The sequence below is a fragment of the Kribbella sp. NPDC055071 genome, from assembly GCF_053608045.1.
In genome coordinates, this window is the sequence record NZ_JBSGUS010000001.1 from 678,598 (window position 1) to 699,825 (window position 21,228).

At 67.4% G+C, this 21,228-nt stretch carries 17 protein-coding genes; 10 read left to right on the forward strand and 7 right to left on the reverse strand.

The annotated features are described in order from the left end of the window. The first annotated feature begins 153 nt into the window (after window positions 1–153). Window positions 154–813 carry a GntR family transcriptional regulator gene (locus ACWF4Z_RS03250; RefSeq protein WP_452241281.1) on the forward strand — a complete coding sequence of 220 codons (660 nt, stop codon included), beginning with the start codon at window positions 154–156 and terminating at the stop codon, window positions 811–813. On the opposite strand, the gene ACWF4Z_RS03255 is transcribed toward ACWF4Z_RS03250, so the two are convergent. From ACWF4Z_RS03255 to ACWF4Z_RS03270, 4 genes are read right to left on the reverse strand one after another with little or no spacing between them, the layout of a single operon-like run. Then, window positions 810–1,583 (reverse strand): energy-coupling factor ABC transporter ATP-binding protein, encoded by a 774-nt coding sequence (locus tag ACWF4Z_RS03255; RefSeq protein ID WP_452241282.1) that lies wholly within the window; start codon window positions 1,581–1,583, stop codon window positions 810–812. The two genes, ACWF4Z_RS03250 and ACWF4Z_RS03255, sit on opposite strands and share 4 nt — an antisense overlap. Next, window positions 1,580–2,338: a cobalt ECF transporter T component CbiQ gene (gene cbiQ, locus ACWF4Z_RS03260; RefSeq protein ID WP_452241283.1), complete on the reverse strand. Its 759-nt coding sequence runs from the start codon at window positions 2,336–2,338 to the stop codon at window positions 1,580–1,582. Before cbiQ ends, ACWF4Z_RS03255 begins: the two co-directional genes overlap by 4 nt. Continuing rightward, the gene (locus ACWF4Z_RS03265; protein ID WP_452241284.1) at window positions 2,335–3,354 is read right to left on the reverse strand and encodes an energy-coupling factor ABC transporter permease; all 1,020 of its coding nucleotides are present in this window, start codon (window positions 3,352–3,354) and stop codon (window positions 2,335–2,337) included. The genes cbiQ and ACWF4Z_RS03265 overlap by 4 nt, the downstream gene beginning before the upstream one ends. A gap of 59 nt (window positions 3,355–3,413) precedes the next feature. Beyond that, window positions 3,414–4,772: a dihydrolipoyl dehydrogenase family protein gene (locus tag ACWF4Z_RS03270; RefSeq protein WP_452241285.1), complete on the reverse strand. Its 1,359-nt coding sequence runs from the start codon at window positions 4,770–4,772 to the stop codon at window positions 3,414–3,416. A gap of 184 nt (window positions 4,773–4,956) precedes the next feature. On the opposite strand from ACWF4Z_RS03270, the gene ACWF4Z_RS03275 reads away from it, so the two are divergent. Beyond that, window positions 4,957–5,862, forward strand: a complete 906-nt coding sequence (locus tag ACWF4Z_RS03275) for a hypothetical protein (RefSeq protein ID WP_452241286.1) — start codon at window positions 4,957–4,959, stop codon at window positions 5,860–5,862. Between the two features lie 9 nt (window positions 5,863–5,871). Further along, complete coding sequence (locus ACWF4Z_RS03280; protein WP_452241287.1) at window positions 5,872–6,621, forward strand: metallophosphoesterase; 750 nt, start codon at window positions 5,872–5,874, stop codon at window positions 6,619–6,621. Between the two features lie 52 nt (window positions 6,622–6,673). Here ACWF4Z_RS03280 and lpdA read toward each other — a convergent pair whose 3' ends face one another. Beyond that, window positions 6,674–8,071: a dihydrolipoyl dehydrogenase gene (lpdA, locus tag ACWF4Z_RS03285; protein WP_452241288.1), complete on the reverse strand. Its 1,398-nt coding sequence runs from the start codon at window positions 8,069–8,071 to the stop codon at window positions 6,674–6,676. Window positions 8,072–8,378: 307 nt separating this feature from the next. Between lpdA and ACWF4Z_RS03290 the strand changes: the two genes are divergently transcribed. Both ACWF4Z_RS03290 and ACWF4Z_RS03295 read left to right on the forward strand, forming a co-directional pair. Further along, window positions 8,379–10,451, forward strand: a complete 2,073-nt coding sequence (locus tag ACWF4Z_RS03290) for a peptidoglycan DD-metalloendopeptidase family protein (protein ID WP_452241289.1) — start codon at window positions 8,379–8,381, stop codon at window positions 10,449–10,451. 24 nt (window positions 10,452–10,475) lie between these two features. Next, window positions 10,476–10,934: a PGPGW domain-containing protein gene (locus tag ACWF4Z_RS03295; RefSeq protein WP_452241290.1), complete on the forward strand. Its 459-nt coding sequence runs from the start codon at window positions 10,476–10,478 to the stop codon at window positions 10,932–10,934. On the opposite strand, the gene ACWF4Z_RS03300 is transcribed toward ACWF4Z_RS03295, so the two are convergent. Then, window positions 10,902–12,092 carry an FAD-dependent monooxygenase gene (locus tag ACWF4Z_RS03300; protein WP_452241291.1) on the reverse strand — a complete coding sequence of 397 codons (1,191 nt, stop codon included), beginning with the start codon at window positions 12,090–12,092 and terminating at the stop codon, window positions 10,902–10,904. The two genes, ACWF4Z_RS03295 and ACWF4Z_RS03300, sit on opposite strands and share 33 nt — an antisense overlap. Window positions 12,093–12,178: 86 nt before the next feature. On the opposite strand from ACWF4Z_RS03300, the gene ACWF4Z_RS03305 reads away from it, so the two are divergent. Beyond that, a complete protein-coding gene (locus ACWF4Z_RS03305; protein ID WP_452241292.1) occupies window positions 12,179–12,868 on the forward strand; it encodes a TetR/AcrR family transcriptional regulator in 690 nt (229 codons plus the stop codon). Here the strand turns inward: ACWF4Z_RS03305 and ACWF4Z_RS03310 are convergent. Next, entirely contained in the window at window positions 12,849–13,745 is an 897-nt protein-coding gene (locus ACWF4Z_RS03310; protein WP_452241293.1) for an AraC family transcriptional regulator, read from the reverse strand. The two genes, ACWF4Z_RS03305 and ACWF4Z_RS03310, sit on opposite strands and share 20 nt — an antisense overlap. A 130-nt stretch (window positions 13,746–13,875) precedes the next feature. On the opposite strand from ACWF4Z_RS03310, the gene ACWF4Z_RS03315 reads away from it, so the two are divergent. The 4 genes from ACWF4Z_RS03315 to ACWF4Z_RS03330 all read left to right on the forward strand — a co-directional run bounded on the left by ACWF4Z_RS03315 (window position 13,876) and on the right by ACWF4Z_RS03330 (window position 19,817). Further along, window positions 13,876–16,653 carry a family 78 glycoside hydrolase catalytic domain gene (locus ACWF4Z_RS03315; RefSeq protein ID WP_452241294.1) on the forward strand — a complete coding sequence of 926 codons (2,778 nt, stop codon included), beginning with the start codon at window positions 13,876–13,878 and terminating at the stop codon, window positions 16,651–16,653. A gap of 61 nt (window positions 16,654–16,714) precedes the next feature. Beyond that, on the forward strand, window positions 16,715–18,037 hold the full coding sequence (locus tag ACWF4Z_RS03320; protein WP_452241295.1) for an ABC transporter substrate-binding protein: 1,323 nt from the start codon (window positions 16,715–16,717) through the stop codon (window positions 18,035–18,037). Window positions 18,038–18,042: 5 nt separating this feature from the next. Further along, window positions 18,043–18,969 carry a carbohydrate ABC transporter permease gene (locus ACWF4Z_RS03325; protein WP_452241296.1) on the forward strand — a complete coding sequence of 309 codons (927 nt, stop codon included), beginning with the start codon at window positions 18,043–18,045 and terminating at the stop codon, window positions 18,967–18,969. Continuing rightward, complete coding sequence (locus ACWF4Z_RS03330) at window positions 18,966–19,817, forward strand: carbohydrate ABC transporter permease (protein WP_452241297.1); 852 nt, start codon at window positions 18,966–18,968, stop codon at window positions 19,815–19,817. Before ACWF4Z_RS03325 ends, ACWF4Z_RS03330 begins: the two co-directional genes overlap by 4 nt. The last annotated feature ends 1,411 nt before the right edge of the window (window positions 19,818–21,228 follow it).

Here is a 21,228-nt window from a genome sequence, read left to right on the forward strand (position 1 = left end):
GGGTTGACCTCGACGTTTTTTGGAGGCTAGATCAGATCAGATACGATCTGCAATGGTTCATGTATACGAATTCATAGATTTCTTCCGACGGGATGGCAGCCGATGAAGCAACGCGGTAACGGGCCGGACACAGGGCGTCCCGACAAGCCCCGGATGAGTGACGTCGTCTACGAGCAACTGCAGGGATTCCTGCTGGACGGGGTGATTCAGCCCGGTGAGCGGATCCGGGTGGACGAGCTCAGCCGCCGGCTCGGCGTCTCCCAGACCCCGGTCCGCGAGTCGCTGAACCGGCTCGAGGCCGAAGACCTGGTCACGAAGACACATCTGATCGGATATTCGGCCAGCCCGAAGCTGACACCGGCGCGGTTCGAGGATCTCTTCGAGGCCCGGTTCCTGATCGAGCCGTACTGCTCGGGGCTCGCGGCCGGCCGCCACCAGCGGATCGAGGTCGAGCGGATCGCCGGCATCGCCGCCGAACTGCGGGCCCGCTACGGCGACGGCTCGATGTCGTACGGCGCCTTCGCCCGCAAGGACGCCGAGTTCCACCAGGCCATCATCGGCGCCACCGGGAACAGCTACTTCGGCGAGATCTTCGCCAAACTCCACTGCCATCTGCAGCTGTTCCGCCTGCTCCGCGACTCCCGCGTCACCGAGGAGGCCCTCGAGGAACACGACCTGATCGTCACCGCCATCCGCGAGCGCGACACCGAAGCCGCGGACCGAGCCATGAAGGCACACCTCACCGCATCCCGGAGCCGCCTCCGCGCAGCCTTCCAAGCGGCACCGCAAACCGCCTCCGCCGCTGTGGACTAGCGGGGTTCGGGGCCGGGGACCGAGAGGGGGTCGAAGCCGTACGGGAGCTCCAGGCGATGCGCCGACATCAGGTCGGCGTCGCCGAGGAGGTCTCGGGTTTTCCCGTCGGCGACGATCCGGCCCGCATCCATCAGGAGGCTTCGCTCGCACAGTTGAAGGGCGTACGGCAGGTCGTGGGTGATCATCAGCAGCGTGACGTCGAGTCCGGCCAGGATGTCGGCGAGTTCGCGTCGCGCGGCCGGATCGAGGTTGCTCGACGGCTCGTCGAGGACGAGCACCTCCGGACGCATCGCCAGGACGGTCGCGACCGCCACCCTGCGCCGCTGACCGTACGACAGGTGATGCGGCGCGAGATCCGCGTGGTCCTGCATGCCGACCTGAACGAGCGCCTCCCGCACCCGATCGTCGAGCTCAGCACCACGCAACCCGAGGTTGGCCGGTCCGAACGCCACGTCATCGCGGACAGTCGGCATGAACAGCTGGTCATCCGGATCCTGGAACACCAGACCGACCTTGCGCCGTACGACGGACAAGTGCTCGCGATGCAGGCCTGTCCCACCGATCTCGATCCGGCCGCTGCCGGTCCCGCCGGCCACCGAGCCGAGGATCCCGTTCAGATGCAGGACCAGCGTGGTCTTGCCGGCACCGTTCGGCCCGAGCAACGCAACCCGCTCACCGCGCTGAACGGTGAAATCGACGCCGTACAACGCCTGTCGTCCATCGGGGTAGGCGAACACCAGACGCTCGACCTGAATCGCGGGACCGCTCACAAGCCGACCACCCTAGCGGCGAGCGCGATGACCACGGCCACCAGGGAGATCGTCAGACCCTGCAGCCACTCTCCCCGGGCGGCGCCCGCGATGCTCAGCAGCGGCATCCGGCCCGTGTACCCGCGCGATCGCATCGCGAGGTGGACCCGCTCGCCCCGCTCGAAGCTCCGCACGAACAGTGCCCCTACTCCCCCGGCGACCGCCTTCAGGTGACCGACGCGACCACCGGTGTACCCGCGCGATTCGCGGGCGATCCGCATCCGGTGCAGGTCGTCGGACACCACACTCAGGTACCGGACCATGAACGACAGGATCGCGACCAGGGTCGACGGCAGGCGCAACCGTTCGAGCCCGGCGAGCAGCTCACGCGGCGAGGTCGTCGCCGACAGGAGGATCGCGGCGACGACTCCCAGGGTGCCCTTGGCCAGCACGTTCCAGGCTCCGAGCACCCCGGATCGCGACAGGTGCAGACCGAGCACCTCGACCTGAGGTCCGGTCGCGACGAACGGGAGAAGGATCGCGAACACGATGAACGGCGTCTCGACCGCGAGCCGTCGGGCCACGACCGGCGCGGGCACCTTGGCGATCACCACGGCCGCGACCAGCATCACGGCGTACGCGCCGAAAGCCCAGAAGGCGGCCGCGGGCGTGGAGACGACGGCGAGCACGAAGACGAACAGGGCGACCAGCTTGACCTGTGCCGGGATCCGATGGATCCGGCTGTCGACCGCTACGAGCAGACCGTCACCGCTCACGAGGTCTTGTTCGCGCGCAGCGAGGCCAGTTTCGCGATCGCCAGGCCGAGCACGATCGTGATTAGTACGCCGATGATGCCGGCGAGCGCACCGGATACTTGGGAGTTGCCGATGCCGCTGATGCCGTAGTCGGCGAGTGGGCTGCCCGCGACGGCCGAGTCCTTCGCGGCGCTCTCGAAGCCGAGCTTGGCGCCGACGAACTCCAGCCCGTCCGGGTGAGCGCTCGCGAACAGGCTCAACCCACCGGCGACGACGAGCGCCGCCGCGACCCCGACGCCGAGCGAGCGTCCGGCCGGCTTCGCGGCGATCGGCTGGTCCGGTGACACCGTCGAGCTGTTGCCGTCGGCATCGACCAGGATGAGGTCCGGCTGAAGGTGCCGAGCGGCGTACACGAGGTCCGGCCGGGTCGCGACGACCGCGCTCAGGACGGCGGCGGTGATGACCGCCTCACCGATCCCGACCAGCACGTGCCAGCCGACCATCGCGGTTGCGAGCTTGCCGAGCGGGATGTCGACCGCGCCACCGATCGCGTAGAGGCCGGTGAAGGCCAGGGCGGCGACCGGCACCGATACGAGCGCACCGACGGTCGCAGCCGGTACGACGCTGCCCACCTTGCGTGGCAACACCCGCAGGACGGCGCGCGTCAGGAAATATCCGACGAGGACGGTGATCAGGCCCATCAGCGTGATGTTCGTCCCGAGCGCGGTCAACCCGCCGTCCGCGAACAGCAGTCCCTGGACGAGCAGCACGGTCGACATCACCAGCACCGCGGTCCACGGCCCGACCAGCGCCGCCGCGAGCGCGCCACCGAGCAGATGACCGCTGGTCCCCGCGCCGACCGGGAAGTTCACCATCTGCACCGCGAACACGAACGCCGCCGTCAGTCCAGCCAGCGCCGGACCGGTCTCGCGGATCTCACGGTTCGCCCGTTGCAGGCTGAAGCCGACCGCGCCGGCCGCGATCAGGCCGGTGGCGATGGACGTCGGGGCGTCGAAGAAGCCATCAGGAACATGCACGGCCACATTCTTGATCTATTTGCGACCGGTTCGCAACAAGCCATCTCACGGTGGCCAGTTCACAACTCCTTGAGAGCCTCGCCGATCGCGCGGTGGAAGGTGGGATATGCGTAGATCATCTGTCGCAGTGAGTGCACGGGGACCTCCGCGTGCACGGCGACGGCCAGCGCGCTGAGCACCTCGCCGCCGGTCGGGCCGGCGCTGGTCGCACCGACGAGGATGCCACGGTCGGCATCGGCGACCAGCTTGATGAATCCCTCGTTGCCGGCCTTGTGGATCCAGCCGCGGGTCGAGGCCGGGATCTGGGTGAGACCGGTGCGTACGTTCAGGCCGGCCGCGCGGGCCTGCTTCTCGGTCATCCCGACCGCGCCGATCTCGGGATCGGTGAACGTGACCCGCGGCATCGCCCGGTAGCTCGCGGTCGGGGCGTCGTCCTCCTGGAGGATGTCGCGGACCGCGATGTCTGCCTGGTACATCGCGTTGTGGGTGAAGGCGCCGACGCCGGTGACGTCGCCGATCGCCCAGACCTTGTCGCCGGCGCGGACATGCTCGTCGACCTCGATCCGGCGGGCCTTCGGGTCCAGCCCGAGCTTGTCGATGCCGAGGTCGTCGGTGGCCACCCGCCGGCCCGTTGCCACCAGCAACTTCTCCGCGGAGACCGTCGACCCGTCGTCGAGCGTGACGGTGAACGTGCTCCCGGCGTACGCGACCTGCTTGGCGTGGACTCCGGTGTGGAAAGTGACGCCGTCGCGTTCGAGCGCCTCGCGAGCCAGTACGCCGGACTCGGGCTCCTCCATCGCCAGCACCTGGGCGGCACCCTCGATCACGGTCACGTCCACCCCGAACCGGGCGAAGACCTGGGTCAGCTCCATGCCGATCGCGCCGCCGCCGAGGACGACGAGCGATGCGGGCAGCGTCTCGACCTCGATGGCCTGCTGGTTCGTCCAGAACGGCGTACCGACCAGACCGTCGATCGGCGGGACGACCGGGACCGTGCCGGTCGCGATCACGAGACCACGAGAGGCTTCGTACTCGCGGCCCCCCGCGCTGACTGTGGTCGGGCCAGTGATCGTGGCGCGCTCCTTGATGACGGTCGCACCCTTGCCAACCAACCGATCCACGGCGACCTGGTCGTTCCAGTTGTCGGTCGCCTCGTCTCGGATGCGCCTCGCGACCGGAGCCCAGTCCGGCTGGACCGTCGACGTACCGGCGATCCCCTCGACGCGGCGGGTCTCGGCGATCAGATTCGCGGCGCGGATCATCATCTTGCTCGGGATGCAGCCGTAGTACGGGCACTCGCCACCGACCAGGCGTGACTCGATGCCGATCACCCGCAGCCCCGCCTGCGCCAGCCTGCCGGCCGTCTCCTCGCCACCGACGCCCAGCCCGATCACGACCACATCCGCGTTGTCAGCCATGCCGTAAATCTCGCAGACGCCCCGCCGACGGCCAAGTCCTGCCACTGCGTGTCACCACGCGGTAAGGAATCGTTCACCGCCGACCGAGTGCAGGCGCACCGAGCCCGCCACGCACCCAGCGACTCCAGCTCTTGTCTCTCGTGATTTCTTGACGGAGAAAATTCAAAATGACAGGGTGCCGGGCATGATCAGGTATCGAGGGTCTGGGCCGTATTGTTATGCCAATTCGCTGGGAATGGTGTTGGGGGACATTCCGGTGCCGGCGGTCGAGGTGTTGACCGGCTCGCCGTTCGGAATGCATTTCGAGGAGTCGGGGAAGCCGTATTTCGATCCGGCGGGGTGGGATCCGGATCTTGGGCTCGAGGCGGCGATCGACCTGCTGGGGTGGAGTTGTGAGCGGAGTGAGGGTGGGTCGGCGGATGAGGCGTTGGCGCGGCTTCGGGACGCGTGTGGGAGCGGACCGGTAATGGTGGGGCCGGTCGACATCGGGCTGCTGACCCACCAGCCTTGGTCATCGGGTACGGCGATCGGTGCCGACCACTGGGTCGTCGTGCTCGAGGTCGGCGACAGCGTGCTCATGCACGATCCTGACGGGTTTCCCTTTGCTACGTTGCCGATTGAGCAGTTCATGCTTGCCTGGCGGGCCGAGAAGGTGCCGTTCACTGCCTCGTACGTTCTCCGGACCGACTTCCGGCCCGTGCGCGCGGTGACGGTCGACGACGCGCTGCGTGCGTCGATTCCGCGGGCTGCCGAGTGGCTGTCGAGCGACTCGGCCGGTGCGGTCCACCGACTCGCGGAGCTCCTCGCGGCGGGTATCGATCCGGAACTGCAGCAACACCTGGCCGGCTTCGCCGTACGCGTCGGCGTACGGCGCCTCGACGATGCCGCAACCTGGCTCGACATCGTCGGTGCCGATACCGCATCCGCCATCGCTCGCGACCAAGCGAGAATTCTCGGCGGCCTGCAATACCCACTGGTCCGCGGCGAATTCAGCACTGCAGCCGGAATCCTGCCGGAATTGGCTCCCGGCTACTCCGCACTTCGAACTGCCCTCCTGACTACCCACAGGAATGACACCGGAGTCGATTAACCTGCCGGGATGATCGTCATAGCGCACCTGAGCGACCCCCACCTCGACGGCTCTGCGGAACCGCGGGACCGACTGCGGCGGATCACGTCGTACCTGGCCGATTTCCGCCGACCGGTCGATGTGATCGTCGTGACGGGCGATCTGGCCGACCATGGACTGGAGTCGGAGTACGCCGAGGTCGCGGCGGAACTGCGCTTCGACGTACCGGTGCTGATGCTGCCGGGCAACCACGACGCGAGTGCCCCGCTGCGCGCCGGGTTGACGGCGTACGTCGACTCACCTGGCGACGGGCATCCGGTCCATCAGGTGCGTGAGGTCGCGGGCGCTCGGTTCGTCCTCGTGGACAGCACCGTGCCGGACGAGGACCACGGGTTGCTCTCGGATCAGACGCTTGCCTGGCTGGACGGCGTACTGCGGGAGCCGTTCGACGGACCGGTGTTCGTAGCGATGCACCATCCGCCGCTGGTGACGCACTATCCGGTCATCGACCAGTGGATGCTCCGCACCCAGGACACTCTCGAGCCGGTCCTCGCCGGCAAACACGTGACCGCGATCCTGACCGGCCACGTCCACATCCCGATCGCCACCACGTTCGCCGGCCACCCCGTCCTCGGCGCCCCCGGCATCCGGTCGACAGTCCCCTGTTCCTTCGAGCCCGCAGCACCGACCGGCATCGTCGACACCACCGCTGCCCCAGGCTTCGCCCTCCACGTCTACAACTCCGGCGAGCCGCTGCAGACGATCTACCGCTTCCCCTGACAACGCGAAGGACCGGCACCCCGTCGCGGGTGCCGGTCCTGTCGACGAACGATCAGAAGTTGATCATGTGGCCTTCGAGGCCGTGGAAGGCTTCTTGGAGGGCTTCGCTCAGGGTGGGGTGGGCGTGGACGTTGCGGGCCAGCTCCTTGGTGGTGAGGTCCCACTTCTGCGCGAGGGTGAGCTCGGGGAGCAGTTCGGTGACCTCGGGGCCGATCAGGTGGGCGCCGAGGAGTTCGCCGTACTGGGCGGAGCTGATCACCTTGACGAAGCCGCTCGGGTCGCCGAGGCCGTGGGCCTTGCCGTTCGCGGTGAACGGGAACTTGGCGACCTTGACCTCGTGGCCGAGCTTCTTGGCCTCTTCCTCGGTGTAACCGAAGCTCGCGATCTGCGGCTGGCAGAAGGTCGCGCGCGGGATCATCGCGTAGTCGAGCTCCATCGTCTCGTGCCCGGCGATGGTCTCGGCCGCGATCACGCCCATCGCCTCGGCCGCGTGCGCGAGCATCAGCTTCGCGGTCACGTCGCCGATGGCGAAGATGTTCGCCACGTTGGTCCGGCAGAAGCCGTCGATGTCGATCGCGCCGCGCTCGGTCAGCGCGACCCCGATCTTGTCCAGGCCGTAGCCGTCGACCCGCGGCTGGAAGCCGATCGCCTGCATGACCTTGTCGGCCTCGAGGACCTGCTGGTTGCCGTCCTTGCCGGTCACGGTCAGCTTGACCTTCTCGCCGGAGTCGTCGATCGAGTCGACCCGGGTCGAGGTGAGGAGGTCGACCCCGAGCTTCTTGTACGCGCGGGCCAGCTCCTTGGAGACCTCGGGGTCCTCCAGCGGCACCACCCGATCGAGGTACTCGACGATGGTCACCTTGACCCCGTAGTTCGACAGCACGTAGGCGAACTCGACGCCGATCGCACCGGCGCCGGCGATGATGATCGAGCCCGGCAGCTCCTCGGTGAGGATCTGCTCCTCGTACGTCACCACGCGCTCGCTGAGCTGTGTGCCCGGCAGCAGCTTGGTGGTCGCGCCGGTGGCCACGATGCAGTTGTCGAACGTGACCGTCTCCGACGAGCCGTCGTTCAGGGTCACGTCGAGCGTGTTGGCGTCGGTGAACGAGCCCCAGCCGTCCAGCTCGGTGATGTTGTTCTTCTTCATCAGGAAGTGGACGCCCTTGACCCGGCCGTCCGCGACCTTGCGGCTGCGCTGCATCGCGGTCGGGAAGTCGAAGCTGACCTCGCCGCTGATACCGAAGGTCTTCGCCTCCGCCCGGAAGATGTGCGCGAGCTCGGCGTTGCGCAGCAGCGCCTTGGACGGGATACAGCCCACGTTCAGGCAGACACCGCCCCAGTACTTCTTCTCGATGATGGCGGTCTTGAGCCCGAGCTGGGCAGCGCGGATCGCCGCGACGTACCCACCGGGGCCGGCGCCGAGGACAACAACGTCAAAGTGCGAGGCCATACTCTGAACTTTAGTGGGTCGATCCAGGCGAACCGACAGCCGGTACGACGCTCGTTCCCCGGCGTGACCGGGGTCACTCGGGTCACCCGATCGGGCACGGTTTACCCGACCAGCGGCTGTACAACCGGTTACAGTCCTGTCAGGTTGGGTTCCGCCCGGACCATAAGGCGCCTACGCTGGCCAGGCGCGGGGGCCGCCTTCACGGTCTGCACAGTTCTTCGCGCGGTGAGGCGACGACGATGGGGGCCTGATGGTTCTGGGGAGCCGTCGAGGGCTGCGATTCGCGGCATTCGGCACATTGCTGGCAGTGATAGCACTGCCCGCGTACGCCGACGACCCCACTCCGCCACCACCTGCCTCGGTCACGGACGTGAACCGGTCCCTCGAGCAACTCCAGGCCGACGCCGCCGCCGTCCAGGCCGACTTCGCCAAGGCCACGATCGACTACACCAACGCGCAGAAGGCCGCGCAGGTCGCGGAGACCGCCGCGAAGCAGGCCGAGGCCACGGCCGCGGCGTCGAAGGGCACCTCGGACGAGCAGCGCCGCAAGCTCGGGCTGATCACCGCGCAGGCCTATCAGATGGGCATCCCGACCGTGATGGGCACCGAGTCGATGCTCTGGTCGCTCGCGCCGGTCGCGGAGAACCTGCAGGAGATCGCCGACCGGCAGACCGCGATCACCCAGCTCGGCGCCACCCAGGTCGCGCAGTACCACGCCGCGATGGACGCCGAGAACGAAGCCGGCCGGCTGAACACCGAGGCCAACGCCAAGCGCGCCGCGGCCAAGGAGGCAGCGGCCAAGGCCACGCAGCTCAGCGCGGAGGTCCAGCAGAAGGCAGCCCAGGCCGCGAGCGCGATGGCGGGCCAGGCCGCCGACCTCGATGCCGCCTCCGAGCTGTCCAAGCAGTTGCAGATCGCCCGCAACCAGCAGGCCCTCGTCCGCTGGAAGGCCTACCTGAGCCAGCTCACGACCGCGAGGATCACTCCCCCGGCGGCCGCCGCGCTGAAGGATCCGGCCAAGCTTCCGGCCGGGATGACCCCGCTCACCAGCCGCGGAGCGCCCGTTGCCGGCGCCGCCGCAGTGGTCAACGGCACGCAGACGATCAAGGTGCTGTCCGCCGAGACGATCCGCGCGGTCAACCAGGCCTTCAGCCTCGTCGGCAAGCCGTACGGCGTCGGCGGGACCGGCCCGGGTCAGTACGGCTGCCTCGGTGCGGCCCGGACGGCCTGGGCGCCGTACACGACGCTCGCCAACACCATTGCCAAGGTCTTCCCGACCTACCAGGCGGTCGCGCCGACACAGATCCAGCCTGGCGACCTGGTCCTGATCGGCAGCAAGTCGCTCGGCCTCGTCCACATCGGTGTCGCGCTCGACGACGACAACCAGATGATCGCCGCGGATGAGGCGAAGGGCTCGGTCGTCGTCACCAAGATCCCGGACAACGTGTACGGCGTCGTCCGCCCGACCCTCGGCGCACCGGCCAAGCCGCAGGCCGCACCCGCCGACACCGACCAGGGCACGGGATTCCGGTGCGGCGGCACGGCAACGTCGTACGACGTCGGCACCGGCGCCTGGACCTGGCCGCTGCCCGACGGCACCTACGAGATCGGTACGCCGTTCGGTCAGGCGGGCTCGATGTGGTCGACCGGCTTCCACACCGGCCAGGACTTCCCGGCCGCCATCGGTACGCCGGTCCGCGCCGCAACCGCCGGCACGGTCCGGATCGAGCACCCGGCCTGGGCCGGGAACCTGGTCCGCGTCGACCACGGCAACGGCCTGGAGACCCTCTACGCCCACCTCAGCCGGATCGACGTCACCGAAGGTCAGCAGGTCACGGCCGGCCAGCAGATCGGTGCCGTCGGCAACGAGGGCAACACGACCGGACCGCACCTGCACTTCGAGGTCCGCGTCGGCGGCGACCCGGTGAACCCGATGCCGTTCCTGGCGACGGGGTCCGTGAGTACCGGCTGGGGTGGCTACAGCAACGGCATGATCCCGGCGAACAAGCTGTGCTCGCTCGGGATCGGCGGTCACAAGCTCCGGTGTGACGCTGCTGCTGGGTACGCGCAGCTCGCGAGTGCCTTCAAGGCTCAGTTCGGCAAGGCGCTGTGCATCACCGACTCCTATCGCTCGTATCAGTCGCAGGTCGACCTGTTCGCCCGCAAGCCGTCACTGGCCGCGCTGCCGGGCACGTCGAACCACGGCTGGGGGGTCGCGGTCGACCTCTGTGGTGGCATCGACAAGTACGGCACCCCGCAGTACCTCTGGATGAAGTCCCACGCAAGCCAGTTCGGCTGGATCCACCCGGCCTGGGCCGAACAGGGCAGCAGCCGCGAAGAGCCCTGGCACTGGGAGTTCGGCAAGCCTGCGAGCGCCTGACCCCGGACCACGTAGTCTGGTGGCGTGGCCGAGCAGAAGAGTCCCGACCGCACTGATCACAACATCACGCTGGACGCTCAGGACGACCGGTGGGAGTGGCGGCGGCGGATTCGGGCGAATCCGAGGAAGCTCCTGATCTACCGGATCGGCGTGGGCGTGCTCGGCGGGTTGCTGATCATCGCTGCGCCGTTGACGGGCTGGCTGCCGGGTCCTGGCGGGATCCCGCTCTTCATCGCGGGCCTCGCCGTACTGGCCAGCGAGTTCGAGTGGGCCCAGCGCTTGCTCTACTGGGTGAAGGACCGGGTCAAAGAGCTCACCGCCTGGACCGGCAAGCAGCCGGCCTGGCTGAAAGCACTCGGGACTCTCGCACTCTTCCTCTGTGTCCTGGTCGCGATCTGGCTCTACATGGCCGTGCTGGGCGTGCCGGGCTGGCTCCCGGACTCATGGGAATCATTCCTGCACAAGCTCCCCCTTCTGCAGTGAGTCGTACGCCGGAAGCTCGATCAGCGTGCTCATCTTCTGCGCCTGCTTGAGCATCAGATCCATGAGGAACCGCGTGTTGAGCAGCCGGTTCCGGGCGGCGATGCCGAAGCTGCGTCGCGGCGCCAGGAATCGCCCCGCCTGCGAACCGTCCTGAGTGGTAGAGACGGCCTTCCGCAGCCGAGCCTCGTACCGCTCGAATGCGGTCGGAAGGTCGTCGCCGGCCTGCGACAGCTCACCCGCCAGGACGTACGCGCCGACCACCGCAGTGCCGGTGCCTAGTGCCCCGAACGTCGCGCCGTACCCCGCGTCACCGAGCAGCACGATCCGGCGGGTCGACCAACGATCGACGTGCACTCGGCTGATCGAGTCGAAGTACAACTCGGTTGCCGACGGCAGCGCCTCCAGCAGCTCCGGCACCCGCCAGCCCACACCCTTGAACTGGTCTCGAATGATCGCCGTCTGCTCGTCGAGATCGCGCCGGTTGTAGCTGAGCACCGGCGAATTGAAGACGAACAGGGTCTGCGCCAGCGTCGGGTCACGTCGATCCGCTCCGACGGCCGCGAGCTTCCCCGGTACGTTGTACATCAACGTGTCGGCCTCGTCGCCGATCGAGTTCGGGACCTCCCATCCGGCGACGTAGTACCCGGCGTGTTTCTCGGTGACCCGGCTGGCCGGCCAGGCAAGTCGCCGTACGACGGAATGCATGCCGTCCGCGCCGATCACCAAGTCGTACGTCTTCTCCAGCCCGCTCTCGAAGCGCACGTCCACCCCGTCGGCGTGCTCGCGCAGCTCAGCGATCGAGTCACCGAAGCGGTACGACGCTCTGTCCAGGCTGTGCTCGTACAACACCCGCGACAGATCCGACCGCAGCACCTCGAGCTCCCCACCCGCGAACTCGGCCGGCAACCGCATCAACCGCCGCCCCGACTCGTCGACGAACCGCATCGCGTTTCCACCGGTCTGCAGCGCTCTGAGGTCGTCGAACACGCCCATCTGGCGCAGGACCGTCTGAAACACGTCGCCGCGGAAGTCCACGGCGTACCCACCCTGCCTGAGTGCAGGCGCGATCTCGACGACTGTTACGTCGTGACCGGCCCGTCCCAACCACAGCGCCACCGACGGGCCCGCCACGCTCGCACCCGATACGAGAACCTTCATCTCTGCCTCCCTGATTAACTGTGTCTACCGGACACAATAATGTGTATGGTAGACACAGTTCAAGTCCTTTGCCGGAAGGGAGTGCGATGACCGAACTGCTCTGGAACCAGGGATCGCCGCGCAGCCGCGGCCCGAAACCGGCTGTCACGCTGACCGCGATCGCCGAGGCCGCGATCCGGATCGCCGACGCCGAAGGGCTCGACGCGGTCTCGATGCAGCGCATCGCCGGCGAGCTCCCGGTCACCAAGATGGCGCTCTACCGGTACGTGCCGGGCAAGACCGAGCTGGTCGCGGTGATGAGCGACCTGGCGATGGGCCTGCCGCCCGAACACCCCGCACTCCCCTGGCGCGATGCGCTCCGCGCGTGGGCGATGGACCTCTACGAGGGCTTCACCAGGCACCCGTGGTTACTGCAGTCGACGATCGGGCGCCGCTTGTTCGGGCCGAACGAACTCGCGTGGTGGGATCGCGGCGTCGCGGCGCTCGCCGGCACCGGTCTCGAAGGGCATGAACAGCTCGACTCGATCCTGGTCGTCAGCAGCCACGTCCGGAACCTCGCGCACCAGTCGATCACCTTCCCCGGCCACACTGTCGGGCTCACCGAGGAAGAGGTCGGCCGATCGCTCGGCGCGATCCTCAGCACCGAGGCCGACCGCTTCCCCCACCTGGCGATGGCACTGCAGACCTCGGCCGGCGGCGAGGAGCAGGGGCTGGAGTTCGGACTCGACCGGATCTTCGACGGGCTCGAACTGCTGATCACGGCCCGGACGGGCTGAGCTTCAGCGAATTGAAACGTTGTCGGTACGCCGATGCCGACAGCCCGTAGTGGGACTTGAATCGGCGGGCGAAGTAGTTCTGATCCGGCCAGCCGACCGACTCCCCGATCCGGCTGATCGGCAGGTCCGTGTGCAGCAGCCGCTCGGCCGCGAGCTCGACGCGATGCCGGGACAGATACGCCATCGGCGGCAGCCCGGTCACGGACTTGAACAGCCGGACCAGATACCCCGGCGCGAGATGCAGGGCGTCGGCCAGTTCGGTCAGCGTCCACTGCCGGGCCGGGTCGGCCTCCATCATCCGCATGGCGTCCAGTACGGCGGGATGCGTCTGCTCACCGCGATCGTCGAGCTCGGCCACCGTCCGCGCCACGCAGCTCAGGTACAGCGAGAGCCAGCCGATCATCTCGGCGCGATGCCGGTTGAGCGGCTGGTTTCGTAGCTGGCGCAGCCCGTCGAGATGACCGGTTGCTTCCTTCACGGCGATCGGGTCGAGGTGTGTGGTCAGCATTCCGCGACGCTGAGCCGAGAACGGTCCGGTCCACAACAGGTAACCCAGTAAGGGATCCTCACGTGCCCAGGCGAGCTCCCGCTGGACGAGGTCGGCCGAGAAGCAGCAGTTGTAGACCTCGAGCGTCCTGCACTCCACGTATTCGTGCCAGACGCCCGGGCGGAGCAGGATCGCATCCCCGACCTCAAGTTTCTGCCGACCGGCCAGGCTGTGGTGCACCCCCTCGCCGCTGACCACCAGAGCGATCTCGAAGAAGCTGTGCGTGTGCAGAGGATGCGTGTCCTCGTGCACGTGCGGACCCGCGTACACCTGCGTCCCTTCGACGAAGTGCAGCACGGTCCCGCGCGGCTTCACCGGCTCGTCGACCATGTCTCACGATAGGGCCCGAGGTGCGTTTTGTGCTACCACGAGTGCACTGCGGGCTAGTCCTCGCCGACGCACAGCCGCAGGATCGGGGAACAAGGCTGAATCGTTTCATAACAGCGCCGGTTGGAGTCACATGTCGAACCTCGCCGCACCCACCTCTCTCCGCTTCGAGCAGCTGGCCGCGCCCGTGCTGGGCATCGGTACCGCGACCCCACGGTTGTCGTGGCGGGTCCCCGCCGCCTCGGCGGACTACGCCCAAACGGCGTACGAGATCGAGATCGCCACCGCAACGACGCAGGTCTACACAGTCCAGTCCCCCGACCAGATCCTGGTGCCCTGGCCGGGCGATCCGCTCACCTCCCGCGAGACCGCACAGGTCCGCGTCCGCGTTCGCGGTAATGAGGACTGGAGCGAGTGGAGTGAGCCGGCGACCGTCGAGGCCGGCCTGCTCGACTCGGCCGACTGGAGCGCACGCTTCGTCAGCCCGCGCGACAACGCGCTCGGCTCCCCCGCCCCGATCATCGCCGGCGTCATCGACCTCCCGGAAGGGGTGGTGAAGGCTCGCCTCTACTCGACCGCGCACGGGATCTATCTCCCATCCCTGAACGGCGAGCGCATCAGCGACGAGGAGCTCGCGCCGGGGTGGACGGCGTACCAGTATCGGCTGCGCTATCAGACGTACGACGTGACGAACCTGGTCCGCGACGGTGCGAACCGGCTCGAGTTCCTCGTCGGGAACGGCTGGTACCGCGGCCGGCTCGGCTTCCAGGACCAGAGTCAGGTCTACGGCACTCGCCTCGCCGTACTCGCGCAACTCGAGGTCACCACCGCCGACGGGCAGGTCCACACCTTCGGCAGCGACGATTCCTGGACCTCTCAAGACACTGGCGTCCTCGCCGACGACTTGTACGACGGCCAGCGGACCGATCTTCGCCGTACCCCCGGAGACCCCTCGCCGGTGGACGTCCTCGACGCGGACCTCGGTCTGCTCGTCGCGCCCGACGGACCGCCGGTCCGGATCACCGAGGTCCTGCCCGCACTCGAGATCAGTACGTCGCCAACCGGCAAGACGCTGATCGACTTCGGTCAGAACCTCGTCGGCCGGATCCGGCTGACGGTCCGTGGCGGCGCTGCGGGCGACGAGATCGTCGTACGGCATGCCGAGGTGCTCGAACACGGTGAGCTCGGCGTCCGGCCGCTCCGCACCGCCAAGGCGACCGACACCTACATTCTTGCTGCATCCGACGAGGTCACCCTCGACTCGCCGCTGACCTTCCACGGCTTCCGGTACGCCGAGGTCTCCGGCGTGGCGGAGCTTCGGCTCGAGGATCTGCACGCGGTGGTCGTCGGCAGCGATCTCGAGCGGACCGGCTGGTTCGAGTCGTCGAACGACCTGCTGAATCGGTTCCACCAGAACGTTGTGTGGGGCATGCGCGGTAACTTCGTCGACGTACCGACCGACTGCCCGCAGCGCGACGAGCGGCTCGGCTGGACCGGCGACATCCAGGTCTTCTCCCCCAGCGCGACCTTCCTGTTCGACAGCGCCGGGTTCCTCTCCAACTGGCTCGCCGACCTGGCCGCTGAGCAACACAAGGACGGCTCGGTGCCGTTCGTCGTACCCGATGTACTGCGCACCACCGCACCGGCCACGGCTGCCTGGGGTGACGCGGCAACAATCGTGCCGTGGGTGCTTTACGAGCGGACCGGCGACGCCGGGCTGCTGGCTCGGCAACTACCGAGCATGCGTGCGTGGGTGGACAAGATGACCGCGCTGGCCGGTGACGACCTGCTGTGGTCCGGCGGGTTCCAGTTCGGCGACTGGCTCGACCCAACTGCACCGCCGGAGGATCCGTTCCGCGCGAAGGCCGACCCGGACGCGCTCGCGACCGCGCATCTGGCTCGCTCGGCCGACGTCGTCGCCAAGGCCGCGGAGGTGGTCGGTGACGCCGACCTCGCCCGTGAGTACGCCGACCTCGCCGCACGAGTCCGGCAGGCCTTCGCCGCCGAGTACGCGACCGAGGGCGGACGCGTATTGAGCGACGCGGCAACGATCTACGCCCTCGCCTTGCAGTGGGCACTGTTGCCCACCGACAGCCAGCGTGAACGGGCCGGCGACCGACTCGCCGATCTCGTCCGTACGGCGAGCTTCCGGATCAGCACCGGATTCGTCGGGACGCCGCTGATCGCGGACGCGCTGGCCGATTCCGGACATCCTGACCTCGCGTACCGGCTCCTGCTAGAGACATCCTGCCCGTCTTGGCTGTACGCAGTGACCATGGGAGCGACGACGATCTGGGAGCGCTTCGACAGCATGCTGCCCGACGGCAGCATCAACCCCGGCCAGATGACGTCGTTCAACCACTACGCCCTCGGCGCGGTCGCGGACTGGCTGCACCGGCGCGTGGCCGGACTGGCCGCAGGCGATCCTGGCTACCGGACGATCGTCGTACGCCCGCTCTACACCTCGCATCTGACCAAAGTTTCGGCCAAGCACCTCACGCCGTACGGCGAAGCTGCGGTGACCTGGACCCGGGCCGACGGCGAGGTCCGGCTCAGCGTGACCGTGCCGGTCGGCTCGCGGGCTTTGGTCGACGTACCGGGTGCGGACGAGCCGGTCGACGTGGGGCACGGGACCCACGAGTGGACCGCTCAGGATCCATACTCCGAAGCACCGAAGCTTCCCGCGGGTGCCACGGTCCGGCAACTCGTCGACCACGAGCCCAGCTGGGACACGATCGTCGCCGCGGCGATCGAGACCGGAGTTGTTGCCGACGACGCCGAATTGGCCGGCAGGCTCGAGCGGTACCTCGACCAGCCCGCCACCAACCTGGTTGAATCCATCAGCCCGCGCGGACTCACCCCCAGCGCCGACGCCCTGCACGCCAGACTCGACGCCCTGCTCGACAACTGACCAACGATCACCGACCGCCCCGCTGCAGATGTCCTGACGCAATATTCCCTTGGAGGTCATCATGACGTTCCGCCCAGGTATGAGAGGACTGGCCGTGCTCGCGGTCGGTTCGCTCGCACTGACCGCGTGCAGCGCGGGCAGTCTCGGTTCCAGCGACGGTTCCGGCAGTAGTTCGGTCGAGATCACCTATCTGATCGGCAACCAGGACCAGGATCTGAAGACCGCAGAACAACTGGTGAAGGACTTCACCGCGAAGAACCCCAGCATCACGATCAAGACCGAGACCCGCCCGGCCGGTACCGAGGGCGACAACATCGTCAAGACCCGGCTCTCCACCGGCGACATGCCGGACGTGTTCAACTACAACTCCGGATCGTTGTTCCAGGCAATCGCACCGCAGAAGAACCTCGTCTCGATCAGCGATCAGCCGTACATCGGCGACATGGACGACAACTTCAAGAAGACCGTCACGGCCGACGGGCAGGTGTACGGCGTACCGGTCGGCGGGTTCATGGGTGGCGGGGTGCTGTACAGCATCCCGGTCTACACCAGGCTCGGGCTGAAGATCCCCAAGACCTGGGCCGAGTTCATGGCGAACAGCGCGAAGATCAAGGCCGCCGGGATCACCCCGGTGATCCAGACGTACGGCGAGACCTGGACCTCGCAGCTGTTCGTCCTCGGCGACTTCCACAACGTCGCCGTGGCCGAGCCGGACTTCGCCGACAAGTACACGCAGAACCAGGTGAAGTACGCCACGTCGCCGGCCGCGGTGAAGGGCTTCGAGCACACCGAGGCCGTTCACGACGCCGGCTACGAGAACAAGGACTTCGCCTCGGCGAAGCTGCCGGACGGTCTCAAGATGCTTGCTCAAGGCAAGGGCGCGCAGTACCCGATGCTGTCCGGGGTGATCTCCAACATGGTCGGCACGTACCCGGACTCGGCCAAGACCGTCGGCCTGTTCGCGCTGCCTGGTGACGACGCGAGCAAGAACGGACTGACCGTCTGGACGCCGTCCGCGAACTACATCCCGAAGACCACGACCGGCGACAAGCTGGACGCCGCCAAGAAGTTCCTCGCCTTCATCGCCAGCCCGGACGGCTGCAAGTCGCTGACCGCCGCGGGTGCACCGACCGGCCCGTACGCCATCAAGGGGTGCGCGCTACCGGCCGACGTACCGCAAGCGATCAAGGACATGCAGCCGTACCTGGACAAGCCGGACGGATCCAGCCTGGCGCTGGAGTTCCTGTCGCCGGTGAAGGGCCCGTCGCTGGAGCAGATCACCGTCGAGGTCGGGTCGGGTATCCGCAAGGCCAAGGACGGCGCCGCCCGGTACGACGAGGACGTCAAGAAGCAGGCCCAGCAGCTCGGACTGGCAGGCTGGTGAGGTCGGTGGCCATCACCTCGATCCGCCCGCGCGCCCAGAGCGACTCCACCAAGGCTGTCGCTTCGGGCGGGGCGAAGGTGTATCACCCGTACTCGAACTGGTTCTTCCTGCCGTCGGCCGTGATCTACGGTGTCCTGTTCCTGGTCCCGACGTTCGCCTCGCTGTACTTCAGCCTGACCCGGTGGAGCCTGTTCGAGTCGAAGTTCATCGGGCTGGACAACTTCAAGCTGTTCTTCCAGGAACCGGCGTTGCTCAAGGGTTTCACCAACACCTTGATCTACGCGGTGGTCACCTCCGGGTCGAAGGTCGTGCTCGGATTGCTGCTGGCGGTGCTGCTCACCTCGCAGATCGTTGCCCGCGGCTACCTCCGGTCGGTGGTCTTCTTCCCGGTACTGGTCTCGACGATCGGTATCGGGCTCACGTTCACCGTGCTGATGAATCCCGAACGTGGCCTGATCAACGGTGCGCTCAGCGTGATCGGGATCCAAGGACCCGGCTGGCTGACCGATCCGAAATGGGCGTTGCTGTCGGTGGCCGCGGTCGACGTCTGGAAGGGCGTCGGCCTGGCCACGCTGATCTACATCGCGGGCATCGTGTCGATCCCGCGCGAATACATCGAAGCGGCCCGGGTCGACGGCGCCGGGTCGTGGGAGACGTTCCGTCGGATCGTTCTCCCGCTGTCCCGGCCCGCCACCGTCACGGTCATCATCCTGTCCCTGATCGGCGGGCTGCGCTCGTTCGATCTGATCTGGGCGATGACGCGGGGTGGTCCAGGCTTCACCTCGGACGTGATCGCATCCGTGATCTACAAGCAGTACCAGGCCGGCTTCTACGGGCTGTCGACCGCGGGCAACGTCGTACTCTTCGTCACCGTCACCGCGATCATCCTGCCGCTGTCGTGGTTCCTGAACCGTAAAGAGGTGGACATGTGAGCACCGCAGAGCTCGTCAACCACCGGCCGGGTCGCAAGTGGGCGCTCAGCGCGGTCGCGATCCTCGCCTCGATCGTGGTGTTCATCATCCCGTTCGCCTTCATCGTCCTGACCGCGGTCAAGGACCGGACCCAGTCCGCGGACCTCGACTTCTCCTGGCCGCACCAGTTCCGGATCGTGCAGAACTTCGTCGAGGTCGTGAAGGCTCGCGACTACATGCTGGTGATCGCGTTCATCAACAGCACGATCCTCACCGTCGCCAGCGTCACCGGGATGGTGGTGCTCGCGGCCATGGCCGGCTTCGTCCTGCAACGGCGCAAGAGCCGGTGGAACGGATTCATCAACTTCCTGGTTCTGTCCGGCCTCATCATCCCGCCGGCCGTCGTACCGACGATCTGGGTACTGCAGAAGTTCGGTCTCTTCAAGACCATGCCCGGGCTGATCCTGATCGAGATCGCCTTCGGGTTGTCGTTCTGCATCCTGCTCTTCCGAGCCTTCGTCGCGACGATCCCCCGCGAACTCGACGAGGCCGCAATCATCGACGGCGCCGGACCACTCCGGCTGTTCTTCCGGGTGATCTTCCCGCTGCTCAGATCGGTCATCATCACCGTCGTCGTGGTCCAGTCCGTTGCCGTCTTCAACGACTTCGTGAACCCGCTCTACTTCCTCCCCGGCGACCAGAACGCCACCGTCCAACTAACCCTCTACAACTTCTCCAGCCAGTACTCCACCCAGTACAACCTCCTCTTCATGAACATCCTCCTCATCACCATCCCACCCCTCATCATGTTCCTCTTCTTCAACCGCCAAATAGTCGCCGGCATGACCTCAGGAGCCATCAAAGGCTAAATCCAACACCCCAACCCGGCGCCCGCCCACCGCCACCTTCGGCGGTGCGCGCATATCCGTGTCATCGCCCTGATGCGATCGCCGCGAGGGACGCGGGCACAACGGTCACCGCCTCGCGGCAAACTGTCGCCGCCTCCGACGGGTGCGCAGATCCGCGGTGTCGCGCCGATGCGCTCAGCGCAGCAGATGTGATGGGGCGGGTGCTGCGGTCACCGCTCCGCGCCGGCTGACTTTCTTGCCGCCTTCGGCGGGTGCGGGGATCTGCGATGTCGCGCCGATGCGGTCAGCGCAGCAGATGTGATGGGGCGGCTGCTGCGGTCACCGCTCCGCGCCGGCTGACTTTCTTGCCGCCTTCGGCGGGTGCGGGGATCTGCGGTGTCGCGCCGATGCGGTCAGCGCAGCAGATGTGATGGGGCGGGTGCGCGAACTGGAGTCATCGCGCTGATGCGGTTGGCGCGAGAGATGTGGTGGGGTTGTATGAGCTGGCCTGTGGTTAGTTCTGGCTTTGCGGAGGAACTGTGGTTCGCGGTCTCCGCTGCGTGATCGTGCTAGTCGCGCCGGCGTGCGTCAAGGGCGCCTTCGGCGTCGCTGCGCGATCTTCGACCCTTGACCCACACCGCCGCGACCAGGGAAGGACGCAGCTACGCGGATCCCGCGGGGAGCTGTGAGCCAGGTGATGTGGATCCGGTTGGTCGGTGTGGGGCCGGGGCTGGTCCGGTTCGGTGTGGTTGGTGCAGTGGCCGGTCAACTCGCAGATCCTGGTCCGCCGGCAGGCCGTCGCCAGTCGCCTGGACACCCGCGAATCGGCCGAGCAGCCCGCCACCCGGACAGGTCCATCCACCTGCTGATCCACCGGGCCGCAACAGCCAGGTTCGGGAAGATCTCCTCCCCTATCGGGCACCAAATCCTCCCGAACCCCTTCCCTACAAGGCGAATCCCGCCACCCGGACAAACCCGACCACATCCCGAGATCCGCCCGGATCCACCCCGCCCTTGGGCTGTCATCTCCGGGGTTGTCCCATGAGTTTGTCGGTTCTCTCGTGAAATGCCGGTGGGTCAAGGGACAAGCTCATGGGATAACCCGCGAGTTGGAGACCACCTCGGCCGGGCGACTTCACGATTTCATCGGCCAACCGGTTCCAGGTGTGCCCGACGGCACCCGGGGCCGTCACCTGACCGCGATCCGCCCTCCGGTGAACACGCCGGTGCCTCATTCAGGCCGGCCCGTCGCCACGGCCCACCCGTGTGAACACACCGCCGCCCCACCCAGACAGGCCCGGCAGCCTCACCACGATCCATCCCGCGATCACATCCGATGTGCGACCACTCGGGTGAGCGGCTCCGGGACAGCTGCGATCCTTCCCTGGTCGCGGTGGTGTGGGTCAAGGGTCGAAGATCGCGCAGCGACGCC

Coding starts and splice junctions, on each gene's coding strand:
- ACWF4Z_RS03250 (WP_452241281.1), top strand. CDS start 154: ATGAGTGACGTCGTCTACGAGCAACTGCAGGGATTCCTGCTGGACGGG.
- ACWF4Z_RS03270 (WP_452241285.1), bottom strand. CDS start 4,772: ATGGCTGACAACGCGGATGTGGTCGTGATCGGGCTGGGCGTCGGTGGC.
- ACWF4Z_RS03275 (WP_452241286.1), top strand. CDS start 4,957: ATGATCAGGTATCGAGGGTCTGGGCCGTATTGTTATGCCAATTCGCTG.
- ACWF4Z_RS03280 (WP_452241287.1), top strand. CDS start 5,872: ATGATCGTCATAGCGCACCTGAGCGACCCCCACCTCGACGGCTCTGCG.
- lpdA (WP_452241288.1), bottom strand. CDS start 8,071: ATGGCCTCGCACTTTGACGTTGTTGTCCTCGGCGCCGGCCCCGGTGGG.
- ACWF4Z_RS03300 (WP_452241291.1), bottom strand. CDS start 12,092: ATGAAGGTTCTCGTATCGGGTGCGAGCGTGGCGGGCCCGTCGGTGGCG.
- ACWF4Z_RS03305 (WP_452241292.1), top strand. CDS start 12,179: ATGACCGAACTGCTCTGGAACCAGGGATCGCCGCGCAGCCGCGGCCCG.
- ACWF4Z_RS03310 (WP_452241293.1), bottom strand. CDS start 13,745: ATGGTCGACGAGCCGGTGAAGCCGCGCGGGACCGTGCTGCACTTCGTC.
- ACWF4Z_RS03315 (WP_452241294.1), top strand. CDS start 13,876: ATGTCGAACCTCGCCGCACCCACCTCTCTCCGCTTCGAGCAGCTGGCC.
- ACWF4Z_RS03320 (WP_452241295.1), top strand. CDS start 16,715: ATGACGTTCCGCCCAGGTATGAGAGGACTGGCCGTGCTCGCGGTCGGT.